The following is a 17,501-nucleotide window of genomic DNA, read 5'->3' as shown; positions in this document are numbered from 1 at the left end:
CCTTTCCGCTTAAAACAAAAAACATTTTCCTATTAGAACAGGAAGAGAAAATGCCTCATTTACGGAAAAACTTAGCCCGGATCGGAACGGCGCGGAGCGTTCAAAAGCGGAAAAAACTTTTCCGATTTTGAATGGAGCGTAAGCGGAACCGTGCAGAAGCCGGTTTGTGGTTGTGGTGTGCTCCCTTAAAATAAAAAAAACGAAAAAATAAGCGCTTAATGTGAGCAAAACGCAGGTTATAAAAGGTTATATTTTGTCCAAAAAAAATTAAAAATGTAAAATTCTGCTATTAAAAATGTTAAAATATAATCATTTTTTTTAGAGTTTTGTGTAAATAAGCATATTTTATAATTATAACTGTAATATTTTATAAAATAAATATTACAGTTTGTTTTTTTTAGACAGAATTAGTCAAAAATGCTGAAAATTTTTAATAAAATTGCTCAGAACTTATATTTATGAAATTTTATTCACCGCTTAAAGTTTAATATAAGCGGAAATCTGCCGGCTGCTCGGTAGATTTTTTTGCAAAAAATGGAGGATTTTCTATGAAAAAAATGTGGAAAGCGCTGGCTGTTTTGACGGCAATCGCTTTATTTGGTTCTGCGTTTACTGCCTGTAAATCGGATGATGATGGCGATGACTATGTGTCGGTTACGGGAGTTAGTTTAGACAAAACGAGTGCCGAACTTAAAGTTGGCGATACTCTTACGCTTACGAAAACTATTGAGCCGGCTAATGCAACAAATCCGAATGTAAGCTGGATTTCTAGTAAAGAAAACGTTGCAACTGTTGAAAACGGTACTGTTAAAGCTGTAGCTGTTGGAGAAGCAGTTATTACTGTAAAAACAGCAGATGGTGGAAAAGACGCAAGTTGTACTATTACTGTAACTGAAAAGACTTCTGGAAGCGAAGGTGAAGGCAGTGGCACTGGTGAAGGCAGTGGCAGTGGTAGTGGCAGCGAAGGTGAAGGCGGTTCTTCTGGTGGTTCAGACGACACTGGCGATATGAAGGTTGAAATTAAGTTTAAAAACAAAATCTGGAGATAAATAATGAAAAAACTTTTGTCAATAATTGCTTCTGCGGTATTGCTTTTTTCCGCGGCAAGCTGTTCATTTTTGGATACTGCGGAATCTAACGAAACGCAGACAGAAACAGAATACGGACGAATCGCTTTTGAAACAGGCGACGCCGTTCTTGCGGACATTGTTCTTAAAGGAACTGATGAATCTGGAACTGAAAAAACATTGGGTTCTTGGGCAGACAATGCTGACCTTAAAAACGCAGCAAGCGTAAAAGTTCCTGTAGGAAAATGGAACTTTACTTTAACCTTGAAAAAAGACAGCGTTTTGTACAGCGGAACTGCTAGCGCGGTAATTAATAAAGGCGAAACTGCGACTGTGGTTTTTGAGATGAAGGCTTCTGGTACAGAAGTTGAAGGAACTGCGCATCTTGTAAAATTCAATGCTGCTGACACCGTTTGGACAGATACTGACATGACAATTACAGGTTCTGCTTCAAGTGGTGGTCAGGAAGGTTATCTCGTATTCAATAAAGTTGTAGACATGACAGAAGATGTAACAATTGAAGCGGATATTGAAGTTGTTTCTACATCAGGTCATGTTGGACTTGGATTTATTTCTGTAACTGGAAGTAACAGAAAATCATATTCCCTTGTTACTGCACAGAATATTAAAAATGTAAGCTGTACACTAGGTGGTGGCGGAAACGGTCTTTCGCCTTCAGTTAGTTTTGCAACAGGCAAAAAATATCATTTTAAAGCAGAATTTACAGCTAAAAATTATACAGGAGATGCTTCAACAAATTCTGTAGTTTACTCTGTAACAGATGAAAATGGCACAACTGGCACAAACACAACGCCTCTTTACCATGCACAAAGCGATGTTGTTTATCCAGCTTTCGGTGGTACAACTGCAAAAAATATAAAGTACAGCAATATCAAGATTAAGTTTGGAGATGTAACTTATAAATTTGACGGACTGGATGAGCAAAATGTGCTTTCAGCGCTTTCTCTTGGAGCAAATTCTGCGCGGCTTCTCCTTAATAACGAGACAACAGTGTCATATACATCGACTGCAGGCGGAGAAAATTCAGGCGTAACTCTTGATTATGACAAATCACTGCTCCAAGTAGAAGATGACAAATTAGGAAATCTGAAAATAACCGGTATTGCTCCTACAACAGGAACAATAATTAAAGTAATGAATGCAGGTGCAAATTACATTTTTGCTGAAATTCAAGTTGTTGTCGAAGATTTCAACAAAATAGATGATTATGGACCACTTACAAGTGTTTACCCAGCAACAAAAGCAACAAATGTATTTGAAGACGGTGAATTCAGAATCACATTTGACAACGAGCCTATAGTTTCTTCAACAGGTTCTATCTCAATTTATGATTCAGACGGAAAGTGGGTTGATACTATCAGGGCTTCTGATGAGTCTGTTACCGTTCCGAGTGGCAAAAAACAGGCAAACGTTGAAGTAAAAGTAAAAGACCAGTTGATTCGTACAGAAGGAAATAGTGTTTATTTTACGCCTCATTATGGAATTCTCGAATCTGGAAAAACATATTTTATAACAATTCCAAAAAATGTAATCACAGCAAAACTCAACGGAAAAGACTTTGATGGTCTTGCATTAAACAAAGACGATCCATCTTGGAGTTTTACAATTCGCACTGCAAAAACAGAAGACTCTACAATTACAGTAGACTCAAGCGAAACTTCCACAGCTGACTTCCGTACTGTACACGGCGCGCTTCTTGCAATCGGATCAAATACCGGCGATTTTACAATCGAAGTGGCTCCAGGCATATACCGTGAACTTGTATATTTTAATGGCGGTGCAAATATCACTATTAAGGGAACTGGTTCACAGGCTCGTGGAAAAGACACTGTTATACAGTGGACAAACCTTAACAAATGGAACGGTTCTATGGATACTCGTTCTGTTATGTACTTTGGTGATGCAGCTGGAAACGTAGTCCTTGACAACATCACTCTAAAAAATACTTGCGACCGTTCTGTAGTCGGTACAGCAGATACGCAGGCAGAAGCTTTTTATTACAAATCTTCAAGAAATGTTTCTGCTAACAATTGTTCTTTCCTTTCACATCAGGACACAATTTGTACAATAGGCAAGACTTGGTTCTACAACTGCTACATTGAAGGAGATACAGACTACATTTGGGGTTACTCTGACGTAGCACTCTTTGAGAAGTGTGATCTTGTATGTCTTTATGATAATGCAAAAGCTGCAAATTCTAACTATTCAGTTCTTTTTGTAGCACGCACTGGCTCAAAATCTGCTGCAAAAGTTGGAAAAGGCTATGTTCTTCTTAACTCTACTGTAAAAGTAAATGACGGCGTAACAAACTATCTTGGACGCAATGCAGGCGTAGGCGACTTCTATGATCAGATTGCTATTGTCAATGTTAACTTCTTGAATGAAGGAACAGGAGCAACAAGCAGTGACCTCTGGCGCGATGCGACAGTTTACTCATACCTTGACGCCAAAGAAGACAAAATCGGTCTGAAATACTACAATGTAACCGGCAATATTGAAACAGACAAAAAACTTACTCATATTGCAGAAATTTCAGCAGACGATTACGCAAAAGAATTCAATGGCCGTCGTGCAATTCTTAACCGCGTTTACAAAGTGGAAGACGATGCGTATGTATCAGGAGACACATTCGCAGAAGACTACCTTGCAAATCTTGAGACAGCATTTAGTGCGGAAGAGGATGCAAGTAAGAATAATGATTATGGAGAAGAAACATCTAATACCTGGATATGCCCATTTACAGCTGACGGCACATATACAGACGGAAAACTTTCTGTAACAGTGAGCGGAACAAACCCGAACAACCATGGAGTTGAAGTAAAGAGCGATAATAGTTCAGTTATCAAGATTTCACTTCCAGCAGGCTCATATGTTCTTGCGGCAGGAACTTGTAAGTATGGAACAGCAGATAGTCCTTACGTGATTTCTTGCGCTAACTCTGACTTTAAACAGGAATATATTGGCACTCATAGTTATACAGGTGAGGATTGCTACAATCCTGGTAGTAGCAGAACCGATCTTTACGGAGATTATTATTTTGTAAAATCTGCTGAGGCTATGGAGATTACTCTTAATAGTGCTACTGGAAAGAAAGAATACCTGCCGTTCATTATGGTTGTAAAAGAACCTAAATACTTTACAGCATTTACAGCGGACGGTGCTTACACAAGTGGCGACATGACTGTAACAGTGAGCGGAACAAACCCGAACAACCATGGAGTTGAAGTAAAGAGCGATAATAGTTCAGTTATCAAGATTTCACTTCCAGCAGGCTCATATGTTCTTGCGGCAGGAACTTGTAAGTATGGAACAGCAGATAGTCCTTACGTGATTTCTTGCGCTAACTCTGACTTTAAACAGGAATATATTGGCACTCATAGTTATACAGGTGAGGATTGCTACAATCCTGGTAGTAGCAGAACCGATCTTTACGGAGATTATTATTTTGTAAAATCTGCTGAGGCTATGGAGATTACTCTTAATAGTGCTACTGGAAAGAAAGAATACCTGCCGTTCATTGGTGCTATAAAATAATTTTTAATGTAACTTTTTAATAAATTATTTCCCCCGCGGTTTTGAGAGGCGTTTTTCAATTCTGCGGGGGATTTTTGTTTGCTGGGGGCAGATTCTTATCTTGTGATTTTTTAGACTTTCTCTTATTCTACAAGTAGAGTTTTTTGGAGTTTTGTAAGTATGGAAAATTTTTCTTGTTTTGAATCTTTAAAATCTGCGGTTTCTTTATCTAATGGAACTAAAATGCCTTGTCTTGGTTTTGGAACCTGGCAGAGTTTGGACGGAGATGAAGCGTACAATGCGGTTTTGTCGGCTTTAAGGCTTGGGTATCGTCATATTGATACGGCGACGGCTTATGGCAACGAGGAAAGTGTCGGTAGGGCGATTGCTGATTTTTTGAAAGAAAGTTCTGTTAAGCGTTCTGAGCTTTTTATTACGACAAAACTATGGAACGAAGAGCATGGTTACGAAAGTACTCAAAAAGCCATTGAACGTTCTTTGGAGAAACTGGGGCTGGATTACATTGATTTGTATTTGATTCACTGGCCAAATCCACTGAAATTTCGTTCATGGTGGCAAAAAGCAAATGCTGAAAGCTGGAAAGCTATGGAAGAAGCCTACGAAGCCGGCAAACTTAAGGCTATTGGTCTTTCTAATTTTTATGAGCGTCACATTGATGAACTTTTAAAAACTGCAAAAATAAAACCTATGGTCAACCAGATTAAGGTTTGTCCTGGTCAGCCACAGACTGGACTTGCTTCGTACAGCAGGAATTTGGGAATGGTTGTTGAAGGTTACAGCCCTCTTGGAACTGGCGGAATTTTTAAAAATGAAGAAATTCGGCAAATTGCGGAAAAATATGGCCATACAATTGCCCAGGTTTGCATTCGCTGGAGTTTGCAGCAGAATATTGTTCCTCTTCCGAAAAGTGTAAATCCAGAGCGAATCGAAGAGAATTCTAAAATTTTTGATTTTGAACTGTCCGTTGAAGACATGAATAAAATTGCGAATTTGAAGAATCTTGAAATCAAGCCTGCCAGAAATCCTGACGAAGCGGAATTTTAAAAAAAATTAGTTTTAAGTATGAAGTGTACCTTTAAAAGTTGGAGACAATTTTTGAAGGTACACTTTTTTTTATGCTTATTTAATTTTATTTTTTTTGAAGACGAAAAAATCCAGTTTTTTTTCAATTTTTTTTCTAAAAATGTGTAAAAGTTGACTTTTGATGGAATTTATATATTAAAAAGAAACGTTAAAACGTTTGCGTTGCAAACTTTCTTATCATAGGTTGTTTCCCATTTCGATGCGAAACAACTTAAAAAGTCAATCCTAAAACTGCGGTTTTAATCTTGACTTTTTATTGGAGAAAAAAATGTCTTTGAAAAATGAATTGACTCCAGCAGAAAAATGGAACAGTCTTACACTTGCAAACAATTTTATTTTTTGTAAAGTTCTTGAAGAAAATCCTGATGTCTCTAAAAAAATTCTGGAAATGCTTTTAAATATAAAAATTGATAGAATTGAAAAAACTTGCTCGGAATATTCGCTTAAAACAGATTTTGATTCTCATGGTGTTCGGTTTGATGTCTACGTAAAAGATGGAACTGGACGTTGTTTTGATATTGAAATTCAGACTTCTAAAGTAACGAAACTTGCAAAGAGGGCAAGATATTATCAGGGGTTGATGGATGTTGACAATATTCAATCCGGTGGAAATTATGAAAGTTTAAAAGAAAGTTATGTAATTTTTTTATGCATGGGTGATGCTTTTGGTTATAATCTTCCTGTTTATACATTCCGCTATATTGCGTTAGAAGACAAAGCAATAGAGATGGGAGATGGGACGGTTAACGTCTTTTTTAACGCAGGTATGTATGATAAAATGGAATCGGAGAAGTTGCGTTCATTTTTTAAGTACCTGTGTGGAAAAACATCAAAAGATAATTTTACAGACAAGCTTTCTGCATTGGTCGAACGTGTAAAAATGAATGCCCAATGGAGGCACAGATATATGACATGGGAACAGGAAATGCGAATACAGGCGGAAGAACGGGCTCAAGAACTTGCACCTGTGATAGCACAAGAACTTGCTAAAGATATAGCTAAAGATATAGCTAAAGATATAGCTAAAGATATAGCTAAAGATATGGCTAAAGATATGGCGAGCGGTATGGCTAATGGAATTGCAAAAAATTTGGTCAAAGAAGAAGTTGAAGAAAAAACTCGTGAAACTGCTAGAAAAATGCTTTCTAAAAATATTCCAAAAGATGTTGTCGCAGAGTGTACAGGGCTGAAACTTTCTGATGTAAATAAACTCATGAAAGGCTGATTATTTTTTTCTGGCTTAAAACAAATTGTGAAGCGCGCGGAAAGTTTATGCAGTTTTTTAGAATGTCTTACGCCGGACATGGAAGCCTTTAGTTGCCGGCGAATGCCGGCAATGAGCGGTTAGCGAAGCTGGAATGGCCGGTCGCGGGAAGTTGATGCCGTCCAAAAAAACAGAGGAATTTTCTTCCGTCGTTTTGATTGTTTTTATTCCCAGCCGAATGTTGCCGGTGGTTTGTTTGTTGCATCGAAATACAATGCGTCTACAAACGGAAGGTCGGCAATCTGACGGATAATTTCTTTTAATACGTCCATTGGAAGCCAGGCAAAACGGGCTGTCATAACGTCTTCCGAACAGACTGGGCGCAATACAAAACTTGCTTTTTCTTTTGACGAAGCGTAAGGCAAATCGATTGTCAGATGCTGGAAAATTGAACTGTAAAGATCGTTTTTGTGTAATTGTGTTAAAACGATGTTGTCAACTTCGCGCAACTGGTCGAGCCGTTCTTTTGTACAGTATCCTTCCTGAAGTTTCAAGTTTTCGTCTTTTAATTGAGGATTCTGGTAGAGTTTAAGAATTGTACGGTTCAAAAATTGTGAACTGTTTGTAATTCTTGAAGAGCAACTTTCGACTTTTTCGCGTTTTTTTGGAATATGATAAAATCCGTTGCCTTCGTTTTTGAAAGTGAGACAGGCTGGAAAACGGTATGTTCTGAAATCTCCCTGTACTCCGACTGAACGCACTGGCAGAACTGAGCGTCTTAATTCTGATGTGCAATTTGGGCAAAACTGGTTGATTACTACGCTGTCGAGTTCTTTTTGAGCTTTTGCAAGTTCTTCTTTGTCGTTGTCTGTAAATGTACCGTCAGAGCAGAGCACATTGATTGAAAGACCTGGGCCTGGGAAAGGATGGCGCATTACGAGCTCGTCTGCAAGTCCGAGTTTTTTTCCGATTGAGCGGACTTCGTCTTTGTACAAATCCTTAAGAGGTTCGATAATCATGCCCTGTTCAATGAGTTTTTGAATTCCTTCTACGCGGTTGTGATGAGTTTTTATTGTCTTGCTGTTTTTTGTTCCGCCCGATTCGATTATATCTGGATAAAGTGTTCCTTGTGCAAGCATCCATTTGTCTTCGTCAAGTTTTTGTTCTTTTACGAAAGCGTCGCGCACAGTTATAAAATTTTCGCCAACGGCCATTCTTTTTTTCTGAGGGTCTGTAAGGCCTTTGATTGCATTCAGAAAACTCTCGGAAGCGTCTTTTACTACAAAATTTTTGAATCCGTGGTCGTGATATGCTTTTTCGACATTTTTTGATTCGTTTTTGCGCATAAAACCGTTGTCGATATGAAGTCCCAGAACTCTGTCCTGTCCGAGAGCTTTGTTTAAAAGTGCAAATGCAACTGTAGAGTCAACGCCACCGCTCAAAAATAGAAGAACGTTCTTTGTTCCAGCATCGTTTTTTATTGTTTGTGTAATGTGAGAAAGCACCGTGTCTTCGTCCCAGTTTATTTCCATTCCGCAGAAATCTGCGAAATTTTTAAAGATTTGGTTGCCTTCTGGAGTATCTTTTACTTCGCAATGGCACTGGAGCGAAAATCTTTTTTTTGCAAGGTTTTGAAGGGCTGCAAATTTGCAGTCTTTCGTTGAGCCGATAACTTCAAAGCCTTCGCCTGGTTCTAGAACTTCGTCCTGATGGCTCATCCAAACCTGAGTTTCTGAAGATATGCCTTTTAAAAGCGGTGAATTTTTGCCTTCCTTGGTTTGAATTAAAGTCGCATGTCCAAATTCTCCGGTATGCGCTTTGCCGACTTTGCCGTTGTATGACTGCGCCATAAGCTGATGGCCGTAGCATAATCCAAGGATTGGCAAGTCAAGGGTTAGAATTTCTTTATTGAAGTCAGGAACGTTTTCTTCATAAACGGAAGATGGTCCGCCACTTAGAATAATTCCTTTTGCATTTTCAAAAACGGAAAGTTCTGCGCTTGGAAGTGCAATTTCTGAATAATATCCCATTGCACGAAAACGCTTTGCGATAAGATGCGCATATTGTGAACCGAAATCTAGAACAACGATTTTAGAACGTGACATTTTTTCTCCCATAATAATGAAGTTTGCAACGAAAACTTGCGGATACAAACAAGAATAAGCTGCTTTCGATTATAAATTATTTTGAATAAATAATAAACGGGTTTTGAAAGGATTGTGTTTTGCTATCAAAAAAATATAGTGTTCAAAAATTAAAGGCTGTGTTTTTTTAGTTTTGTCAAATACTCGCTCAGTTCTTTTAAAACTTTTTGGGTAACCTGCTGGTTTGATTTTAAGAGAAACCTGAAATTTTTACCGCGGATTTTTACGAGTGTAGTGTCGGTTATTGCTGTTGCTGTGGAACTTCGTGGTTTTACGAGAATGCAGTTTAATTCGCCAAAAAAATCACCACGGTAATAAAATAAAGTGTCTTCGTACTCGCTTCTGTCGAGTTTTATGCAACCTTTTAAAATATAGTAGGCAAAAGTGTTCTGGTCTCCTTCTTTGTAGAGTTTTTCGCCTGGCTCAAGGTAGGTGAGGGCAATCTGGTTTGCAAGAAGAAAATCCGGACGTATAAAAAGAGTGCGCTTTAATTTTTCTGAAAACGTTGAGCCTTCTTTTTTGGGAAGGAGGTAAAGTTCTCCAAGCAAAAGTTCATCAAAAAATTGGCAGACAAAAATGTACTGGGCAAAAAACATAAAAAATACGAAGAAAAAAAAGATGTCCAATAGCAAGACGATTACGTTTCCTAGTACGCCGTAAATCAGGTTATAGCGGCTTATATTGATGAATGAATGCAAAATCGTTCTAAAAATCCAGAAACTGACTGTGCAGACAAAGCCTGACAAAAGACAGAGCCTGAATTTAGGTTTTGTGCCTGAGCCGATTTTGTACATTAAAACGACGACGATAAAAATAAAGAGGTTAAAAAGCGATGTAAGAAATTTTCCGTTTAAAATGCTGTCGTAAATAAAATCTAATTGCGGAAAACGCTGAAAAAATGGAAGCTTCAGGATCGTTTTTATCGACATATAGGTGAATAAAAAGCTTACGATTATTGAAACGAAAATAAATTCAAAGACAAATGCTAGAATTTGGTTAAAAAGCGCGCGCCGTTGCTGCTGGTCGTGAAAAATATTTCTCATGGCGGCAAAAACCGAAGCAAAGAGCCTGCGCGCCATCCAGACAATAAAAAATAAAAGAAGAAATTCCAAGGTGCTGAATTTTTTTGGTGTTTGGAAAGCGGAAATTACGCTTCTTGGATCAAAATATTTTTGAAGTTCGGGAATAGTGCTGTAGATAGATGCAAGTAGTTCTGGAGAAGCGTGCAAAAAGCGCACTGCGATCAAAATCGTCATTAAAAGCACTGGAACTACAGAAAAAATAAGGTCAAACGAGCAGGCACTTGAATAACTTAGCAGACCGTTTTGAAAGAATAACTTCAGGTTGAGAAAAACGCTCTGTGCAAAAGTTACAATGGTGACTGCTCGTTTTTTCATCAGAGATTACAAAATTAGAAATCTGCGAGTTTTGGAGCGCGTGGGAACGGAATAACGTCGCGGATATTCTGCATTCCTGTAACGTAGAGCAAAAGACGCTCAAATCCAAGTCCAAATCCTGAATGAGGAACTGTGCCGAATTTGCGCAAATCCAGATACCAGTTGTAATCTTCCGGTCTTAAACCGAGTTCCTTGATTCTGTTTAAGAGCTTGTCATAGTCTTCTTCGCGTTCTGAGCCACCGATAATTTCGCCAAGTCCAGGAACAAGAACATCGACAGCTTTTACAGTTTTTCCGTCGTCATTTGCCTTCATATAGAAAGCCTTGATTTCTTTAGGATAGTTGTAAACCATTACCGGGCATTTGTAGATTTTTTCTGTCAAGTAGCGTTCGTGCTCTGTTGCCAAATCGCAACCCCAGTATGGCTTGTATTCAAAATCTTCGGCATGTTTTTCGAGTTCTGCGATTGCCTCTGTGTAAGAAACTCTCTTGAAAGGAGTTTCCACAACATGGCGTAAAGTGTCGATTACGCCAGGCTGAATTCTCTTGTTGAAGAATTCCATGTCTGCTGAACATTTTGTCAAAGCCCAGTTCAAAAGGTATTTGATAAAATCTTCCTGAATGTCCATGTTATCTTCGAGATCGAAGAAGGCCATTTCAGGTTCGCACATCCAGAATTCTGCCAGGTGGCGAGTTGTATTTGAATTTTCTGCGCGGAAAGTAGGACCAAAGGTGTAAACGCGACCGAGGGATGTTGCCATTGTTTCTGCTTCGAGTTGTCCTGAAACCGTAAGGCTTGCCTTTTTGCCGAAAAAGTCCTTGTTGTAGTTTACGAGTTTTGAAGCGTCGTCTTTTTTCATTCCAGCAGCGCCTTTTTCTACTGCGATTTCTGCGAGTTTTTCCATTGAAAGGGTTGTAATCTGGAACATTTCGCCAGCACCTTCGCAGTCAGAACAGGTGATTTCTGGAGTATTGATGTAGTAAAAACCGCGTTCTTGAAAGAATGTGTGCAGGGCAAACGCCATCTGGCTTCTCATTCTAAAAACTGCGCCGAAAGTATTCGTGCGGGCTCGCAAGTGTGCATTGTCACGCAAAAATTCCATCGAAGCGGCTTTTTTCTGAATCGGATAATCTGAAGGGCATTTTCCTAAAACAACGAGTGTTTCGAGATTTACTTCGACAGACTGTCCGGAAGCAGGAGATTCAATGAGTTTTCCTGTAGCCTTGAGCGAAGCGCCTGTAGAAAGGTCTTTTAATGCTTTTTCGATATTTTCAGAATTCTGTGGATTTGCCGGATTTGTGCGGTCGAAAGTAAGCTGAATAGAAGCGAAGCAAGAACCGTCATTTACCTGAATAAAAACAAGGTTCTTTGAATCGCGGACTGTACGTGCCCAGCCACAAACTGTAACTGAGCGACCGTCTGGTGCGGATGTTAAAATATCCTTAATAAGTTCTGTTTTCATAATCCATTAGTATAGTGAATTTTAACCAGTGTTTCAACGAGGATTTGCGTGTGCTGCTTTTGCGCCTTATTGCTTTAAAAGTTTTTTGCCTATTTTTTCGCGACGACTGTTCATGTTGTAGTCAAAAAGCGAATAGCCGATTTTGTTCATTTTTTTTAAGAGTTCTACGTAGCGTGTTCCTGGAAGAACTTTTTCGGCTTCTTCCATATATATACTGCATTTTTGAGTGTCTTTCTGTTCAAAATAAAACTGCGCAAGGTTTATGTTGCAATAATATTTGTCGTAGTTGGAAACTGCACATTTTTGCGCTTTTTTGAAAAATTCGCCAGCCTTTGAATTGCTTCCTCCTCCAACTGCCGGAGCGTAATAATACCACCAGCCGCTTAATGTAAGGGCAAACGGCATTTGCGGATTATTTTTTACGACAAGTGCATAATCTTTTTTTTCCTGAAGACCAACTGTTATTGAAGCGGAACGTGGCAAAAACTGCATCATTGAATTTGTAATATCGGCTGAAGTAAGGACAAACCACGGATTTAGAGTTTCTGCGGTTTTTCCTTCGGAATATTTTGTGAGCCGTTCGTACTGCGGTCTTAAAATTGGTTCCATTTTTGGAGAATGCATGTCTTTTTCGTATTCGCAGTTGTACTGTGCAGTTGCGAGAATATTTGTGCAGACAATCTGTGCTTCTTCGCTGAATGAGTTGATTTTTTCTTTGAGAGATTCTCTGTAAAAAATAATTTTTTCTATGCATTCGTCGGCTGTTGCGTATGAACGCAGCGTAAGACGAAAATCGAAAATTTCAGAAATAATAGTGTTTTCTGATTCGGAAAATTCGGCTGCAAAATTTTTTTGTGTAAAGCTGAATGTGAGTATTGCGCTTATGGCGAAAATTGTTTTTTTTAGGTTTTTCATTGTGTTTTAGAATATAAAATTAACGGAAATTTTTAAAGATATGGGCAAAAAATGCAGTTCTGACCATTGTTTTTAGCCCGGATTGTAGTAGCACGTAGTGTCCGCCTTTGGCGGATGGAGCGAAAGCGAAACTACGGAAAGCCGGTTTGAAAGTTGAATTTGCTCCGATTTTTTTTACTTGAATTTAATATATAAAAAGTGTTATAGTTTCCCTTATTATGGAAAATAATACTAAAAAGGTAATTCCAATTTTTTTTGCAACTGATAACAATTACGTTCCTTTTTTAGCGGTTGCACTGACTTCGCTTTTGGACAATGCTTCTAATGATTATTTTTATAAAATTTACATTTTAACGACAAGTCTTAAAAAAGAATATGTTGAACAGTTAAAATTGATTTGTCGCGATGCTCGTCCTGACGGTGTTTCGATTGATTTTGTTTCTTTGACCGAAGAAATGGATAAATCTTCTGGAAATTTTCATTTGCGCGATTATTATTCAAAAGAAACTTACTGTCGCGTTTTTATTCCGAGGGTTTTTCCTCAGTACGACAAAGTTATTTATCTGGACTGCGACATTGTTGTAAAAGGCGACATTTCTGAATTTTACAATATCGACATTGGCGACAATGTTCTCGGTGCTGCCAGCGAAGAAGTTATGATGGAATATGACGTTTTTGGCGACTATGTTGAAAAAGCGCTTGGTATTCCTCGTGAAAAATATTTTAGTGCCGGCGTTCTTTTAATCAATGCTAAAAAATATCGCGAAGATGACATTGAAACTAAATTTATTGACTTGATGAATACTTATACATTCCGTGTTACTCAGGATGAAGATTATCTTAACGTTTTGTGTTATGGAAAAGTAAAAATGGTTGATTTGGGATGGAATAAATCTTCGTTTAAGTCTGACAAATTTGACGACAAAAATCTCAATCTTATTCACTACAAAATCAACTGGAAGCCTTGGCATTATGATAACGTTTGCTATGAAGAGCATTTTTGGAATTATGCACAGAAGACGTTTTTGTACGATGTAATTTTAAAAATCAAGGCTGGTTATACGGAAGATTTGCACGAGCGGGACAGGCTTGCCTTTGAAAATCTTGTAAAAATGGCCATCGAAGATTCAAACGATCCGAAAAATTATTGTAATTCTCAAAAAATGAAGGCTTAAAATAACCGGAAACGGAGTTTTGTATGGAAAATCAAGTGGAAATTCAAAAAGATCCTGGCAGACTTGCAATTATCGAAAAAATAAAGCAGTTTGAGCGGGAAGAGCGCTGGGCACAGGACGTTGAGGACGATCCTCCGACAATTCCACTTAAGCCGGAAATGGTTGATTATCTGAACGAAAAGATTTCGAGCCGTTTTTGGATGAAGTTTGCAAATATCCTTGCACGAAACTTTATAAATTCACTTTTGCGCAAAAAAATTATGATTTTGAAAGAAGTGAAAGGTCTTGAGAATTACGTTGAGATGAAGAGAAAAGGTGCGATTATTACCTGTAATCATTTTAACGCAATGGATAATTTTGCCGTTTACAAAGCAATCGAAAAACATGTCTATCATCGCGAACTTGTAAAAGTATGTCGCGAAGGAAATTATACGAATTTTCCAGGTTTTTACGGTTTTCTTTTTAAGCATTGCAACACTTTGCCTTTGAGCAGCGTTGCTTCTACAATGAAAAATTTTATGCATGCTGTAAAGACTTACCTTGCGCAGGGCAGACAGATTTTGATTTATCCTGAGCAGGCGATGTGGTGGAATTACAGAAAGCCACGGCCTCTTACTGCTGGAGCCTTTAAGATGGCTGCCGAAAACAATGTTCCCGTTATTCCGTTTTTTATTACGATGCAGGATTCTGACATTGTTGATTCGGACGGTTTTTTTGTTCAGGAATATACAGTGAATATTCTAAAACCGATTTTTCCAAAAGAAGAGCTTTCTGTGCGCCAGAATGCTGAATTTATGAAAAATGAAAATTATTCTGTCTGGAAAAAAGTTTATGAAGAATTCTATGGAATTCCTCTTGTTTATTCTGTAGAAGAAAAATAGCTATGGCGGACAGGCGAAAAATAATTTATTACAAGGATGAATTGAACGACGAGTTTTCTACTGCCGTTATTGTTCCTCGAAAAATCGACGAAAATTGGAATTACGGTGGCCGAGGTTTTTGCTGGAACATAATTCACTTTTTTATTTACAGAATTATTGCTGTTCCTGTTGCGTGGTCTTACCTGAAGCTGAAATTTTCCCACAAAATTGTAAACAGGCAGGTTTTAAGGTCTTATAAAAAGCAGGCTTTTTTTGTTTACGCAAATCACACCAACGTCTTTGCAGATCCTCTTGTTCCGACCTTTGTCTGCTGGCCAAAAGATGCAATGGTTATTGTTCATCCGAACAATGTTTCAATTCCTGTTTTGGGGAGATTTTTGCCTTATGTTGGGGCTCTTCCTTTGCCGGATAATTTGAAGGCTGGCCGGAATTTTATGGAAACGATTAAATTTCATGTTTTTAAAAAACGTGCAATAATGATTTATCCAGAAGCTCATATCTGGCCGTTTTATACGAAAATCCGCGGTTTTTTGGACAGTTCATTTAAATATCCTGTTGAATACAATACGCCGGTTTTTTGCTTTACCAATGTCTATAAAAAACGGCGTTTTTCAAAAAATCCAAAAATGGTGACTTATGTTGACGGTCCGTTTTTTGCAGACGAAAGTTTAAGTCCAAAAGAAAAACGCAGGTCGCTTAGAAATCAGGTTTTTGAGACAATGTGCGAACGCAGTAAACTCAATGAAGTTGAATTGATAAAATATGAAAAACTGGAGAACACTGAACGATGAAAAACATTCTTTTTTGTGGAAACTATAAAGTTTTTGACGGAATGCTTTCTGCAATGCTTTCTATTTTTAAGAGAACCGAATCAAAAGAACCGTTTGCTTTTTTTATTTTTACAATGGACGTTTCTTATCTAAAGGCTGATTATGCTCCGCTTACAGATTCTCAGGCTTTGTTTTTGGACGGTCTTGCAAAAACTTATAATCCGGAAAACTGTGTAAAAAAGATTGATGTTACGGATATTTACAAAAAGGAATTTGACAGCTGTCCGAACGAGCAATGTTATTGTTCGCCTTACACTTTAATCAGACTTTTTGCCGACCTTTACGAAGAACTTCCGGAAAAAATTCTTTATCTTGATGTTGATATTCTTTTTAATCGCGATATTGACCTTTTATGGAATACGAATATTGAAGATTTTGAATATGCGGCAGCTCGCGACCATTACGGAAAATTTTTAATAAATCCGAATTTTATAAATGCTGGCGTAATTTTATTCAATTTGAAAAAATGCCGCGAAACTAAACTTTTTGAAAAATGCCGTGAACTGATAAAGACAAAAAAACTTGTTTTTGCGGACGAAAGTGCGATAATCCGTTGCACTACAAAAAAGAAAATGCTCAGCCAGCGTTTTAACGACCAGAAATTTTTGTATAAAAATACTGTAATCCGTCATTTTTCTAAACGGCTTTTCTGGACTCCTTATCCGCATACTGCAAACATAAAGCAGTGGAGCGTTACTAAAGTTCATAAAATTTTTGGTTATGAGAATTTTGATGATATTCTTTACGAATATATTTATCAGAAAAACAGATTTGAAAGGGAAGTTAATAAAAATTAGATTTTTAAAGGGTGGCTTTTTTCAAACTGATTTTTTGCAATTTAGCGCGCAATTGCACGCTAAATTGCCGTGATTTTAAAATGATTTTTCTGTTTCTTCTTTTGCTGTAACTTTTGAACTGAAATATGCAAGGAAAATTCCTGTCAATACGCAGAGCAAACAGGCAATTCCAGAAAGAACGCCAGAAATTTCTTTTATTCCAGGGAAAAGCTGGATTGCTGAGCCTGCAATAAGTCCGAAAATTACGGCATAGGTCTGGTTTGGTGCAATTCTAAGAAACGTTTTTACAATCCAGGCGCCGCACAAAAGACCTGCTAAAACTCCGATTCCATTTGGAAGCAAGAGAAAAAAAGCATGCAAGGTTTGTGACGGAACAAAAAGTGCAGGAATGCTTTTCATAACAATCGGATAAACTCCCATAATCAGCATTAAAAGCGAACCAGAAATTCCGGGAATTATCATGGCAATTGCTCCGACAAAGCCTGCTGCAAAAATGTGCAACGCAAGCGGAAATGTCCACTGCGGAAGCGATTTTGACATTTCTTTTGCGGTATCAACGTCACTTCCTAAAAGTCCAAATCCAATCAAAACTGCAAAACCTGCAAGCGCACAGATTGCGACAGAAATTGTTTTTTTTGCAGTAAATTTCTGTCCGTCCTGTTTTTTTGTCATAAAAGAAAAAAGCATAGGAAGGCTTCCGATTATCAGTCCTGTAAAAAAGTAATCTGTCTGAACTGGAAAATTTTCGTATAAAATCGTAATCAATTTGCTGAAAAGAAGAACTCCGAGAGCCATTCCTCCGACAACAGGAATCACAAAGCGCCTGTTTTCGATAAGTTTTTTAATATTCAGCGTGATTGCATTTACAAAACGGTCGTAAATGTTAAAGACAACTGCCATTGTGCTGCCAGAAACTCCAGGAATTACATTTGCCATTCCGATTGCAATTCCTATAAACAAAAGTTGTACCATATTCATAAAAATCTTCCA

Annotated in this window: 13 protein-coding genes; 8 read left to right on the top strand and 5 right to left on the bottom strand. The window is 38.0% G+C overall.

The window, feature by feature from the left end; genetic code table 11:
* Positions 1 to 548 precede the first annotated feature (548 nt).
* The 4 genes from ACT6XC_RS05160 to ACT6XC_RS05145 all read left to right on the top strand — a co-directional run bounded on the left by ACT6XC_RS05160 (position 549) and on the right by ACT6XC_RS05145 (position 6,930).
* Positions 549 to 1,049 (top strand): Ig-like domain-containing protein, encoded by a 501-nt coding sequence (locus tag ACT6XC_RS05160; protein WP_443741041.1) that lies wholly within the window; start codon positions 549 to 551, stop codon positions 1,047 to 1,049.
* A 3-nt stretch (positions 1,050 to 1,052) separates the two neighbouring features.
* Positions 1,053 to 4,622 carry an Ig-like domain-containing protein gene (locus ACT6XC_RS05155; protein WP_443741040.1) on the top strand — a complete coding sequence of 1,190 codons (3,570 nt, stop codon included), beginning with the start codon at positions 1,053 to 1,055 and terminating at the stop codon, positions 4,620 to 4,622.
* 159 nt (positions 4,623 to 4,781) lie between these two features.
* Positions 4,782 to 5,666, top strand: a complete 885-nt coding sequence (locus ACT6XC_RS05150) for an aldo/keto reductase (protein ID WP_443741039.1) — start codon at positions 4,782 to 4,784, stop codon at positions 5,664 to 5,666.
* A gap of 307 nt (positions 5,667 to 5,973) precedes the next feature.
* Positions 5,974 to 6,930: an Rpn family recombination-promoting nuclease/putative transposase gene (locus ACT6XC_RS05145; RefSeq protein WP_443741038.1), complete on the top strand. Its 957-nt coding sequence runs from the start codon at positions 5,974 to 5,976 to the stop codon at positions 6,928 to 6,930.
* Between the two features lie 203 nt (positions 6,931 to 7,133).
* Here ACT6XC_RS05145 and guaA read toward each other — a convergent pair whose 3' ends face one another.
* From guaA to ACT6XC_RS05125, 4 genes are all read right to left on the bottom strand, one after another.
* A complete protein-coding gene (gene guaA / locus ACT6XC_RS05140; protein ID WP_443741037.1) occupies positions 7,134 to 9,014 on the bottom strand; it encodes a glutamine-hydrolyzing GMP synthase in 1,881 nt (626 codons plus the stop codon).
* Between the two features lie 149 nt (positions 9,015 to 9,163).
* The gene (locus ACT6XC_RS05135; RefSeq protein WP_443741036.1) at positions 9,164 to 10,450 is read right to left on the bottom strand and encodes a YhjD/YihY/BrkB family envelope integrity protein; all 1,287 of its coding nucleotides are present in this window, start codon (positions 10,448 to 10,450) and stop codon (positions 9,164 to 9,166) included.
* A gap of 14 nt (positions 10,451 to 10,464) precedes the next feature.
* Positions 10,465 to 11,913 (bottom strand): asparagine--tRNA ligase, encoded by a 1,449-nt coding sequence (gene asnS / locus ACT6XC_RS05130; protein WP_443737802.1) that lies wholly within the window; start codon positions 11,911 to 11,913, stop codon positions 10,465 to 10,467.
* A 66-nt stretch (positions 11,914 to 11,979) separates the two neighbouring features.
* Entirely contained in the window at positions 11,980 to 12,828 is an 849-nt protein-coding gene (locus ACT6XC_RS05125) for a hypothetical protein (protein ID WP_443741035.1), read from the bottom strand.
* Positions 12,829 to 13,046: 218 nt separating this feature from the next.
* Between ACT6XC_RS05125 and ACT6XC_RS05120 the strand changes: the two genes are divergently transcribed.
* From ACT6XC_RS05120 to ACT6XC_RS05105, 4 genes are read left to right on the top strand one after another with little or no spacing between them, the layout of a single operon-like run.
* Entirely contained in the window at positions 13,047 to 14,003 is a 957-nt protein-coding gene (locus ACT6XC_RS05120) for a glycosyltransferase family 8 protein (protein WP_443741034.1), read from the top strand.
* 23 nt (positions 14,004 to 14,026) lie between these two features.
* Positions 14,027 to 14,884 (top strand): lysophospholipid acyltransferase family protein, encoded by an 858-nt coding sequence (locus ACT6XC_RS05115; RefSeq protein ID WP_443737805.1) that lies wholly within the window; start codon positions 14,027 to 14,029, stop codon positions 14,882 to 14,884.
* A 2-nt stretch (positions 14,885 to 14,886) separates the two neighbouring features.
* Complete coding sequence (locus ACT6XC_RS05110) at positions 14,887 to 15,675, top strand: 1-acyl-sn-glycerol-3-phosphate acyltransferase (protein ID WP_443741033.1); 789 nt, start codon at positions 14,887 to 14,889, stop codon at positions 15,673 to 15,675.
* Entirely contained in the window at positions 15,672 to 16,511 is an 840-nt protein-coding gene (locus tag ACT6XC_RS05105) for a glycosyltransferase (RefSeq protein ID WP_443741032.1), read from the top strand. The genes ACT6XC_RS05110 and ACT6XC_RS05105 overlap by 4 nt, the downstream gene beginning before the upstream one ends.
* 75 nt (positions 16,512 to 16,586) lie before the next feature.
* On the opposite strand, the gene ACT6XC_RS05100 is transcribed toward ACT6XC_RS05105, so the two are convergent.
* Positions 16,587 to 17,489, bottom strand: a complete 903-nt coding sequence (locus ACT6XC_RS05100) for a DUF368 domain-containing protein (protein ID WP_443741031.1) — start codon at positions 17,487 to 17,489, stop codon at positions 16,587 to 16,589.
* Positions 17,490 to 17,501 lie beyond the last annotated feature (12 nt).

This window comes from Treponema berlinense, assembly GCF_052273165.1.
GTDB classification, from domain to species: Bacteria; Spirochaetota; Spirochaetia; order Treponematales; family Treponemataceae; genus Treponema_D; species Treponema_D berlinense_A.
This window is presented reverse-complemented; position numbering and strand designations above follow the sequence as displayed.

Excerpts from the sequence above, each read along its gene's own strand:
- ACT6XC_RS05155 (WP_443741040.1), top strand. The coding sequence starts at position 1,053 with ATGAAAAAACTTTTGTCAATAATTGCTTCTGCGGTATTGCTTTTTTCC.
- ACT6XC_RS05105 (WP_443741032.1), top strand. The coding sequence starts at position 15,672 with ATGAAAAACATTCTTTTTTGTGGAAACTATAAAGTTTTTGACGGAATG.
- guaA (WP_443741037.1), bottom strand. The coding sequence starts at position 9,014 with ATGTCACGTTCTAAAATCGTTGTTCTAGATTTCGGTTCACAATATGCG.
- ACT6XC_RS05150 (WP_443741039.1), top strand. The coding sequence starts at position 4,782 with ATGGAAAATTTTTCTTGTTTTGAATCTTTAAAATCTGCGGTTTCTTTA.
- ACT6XC_RS05145 (WP_443741038.1), top strand. The coding sequence starts at position 5,974 with ATGTCTTTGAAAAATGAATTGACTCCAGCAGAAAAATGGAACAGTCTT.
- ACT6XC_RS05110 (WP_443741033.1), top strand. The coding sequence starts at position 14,887 with ATGGCGGACAGGCGAAAAATAATTTATTACAAGGATGAATTGAACGAC.
- asnS (WP_443737802.1), bottom strand. The coding sequence starts at position 11,913 with ATGAAAACAGAACTTATTAAGGATATTTTAACATCCGCACCAGACGGT.
- ACT6XC_RS05125 (WP_443741035.1), bottom strand. The coding sequence starts at position 12,828 with ATGAAAAACCTAAAAAAAACAATTTTCGCCATAAGCGCAATACTCACA.
- ACT6XC_RS05115 (WP_443737805.1), top strand. The coding sequence starts at position 14,027 with ATGGAAAATCAAGTGGAAATTCAAAAAGATCCTGGCAGACTTGCAATT.
- ACT6XC_RS05120 (WP_443741034.1), top strand. The coding sequence starts at position 13,047 with ATGGAAAATAATACTAAAAAGGTAATTCCAATTTTTTTTGCAACTGAT.
- ACT6XC_RS05100 (WP_443741031.1), bottom strand. The coding sequence starts at position 17,489 with ATGAATATGGTACAACTTTTGTTTATAGGAATTGCAATCGGAATGGCA.
- ACT6XC_RS05135 (WP_443741036.1), bottom strand. The coding sequence starts at position 10,450 with ATGAAAAAACGAGCAGTCACCATTGTAACTTTTGCACAGAGCGTTTTT.
- ACT6XC_RS05160 (WP_443741041.1), top strand. The coding sequence starts at position 549 with ATGAAAAAAATGTGGAAAGCGCTGGCTGTTTTGACGGCAATCGCTTTA.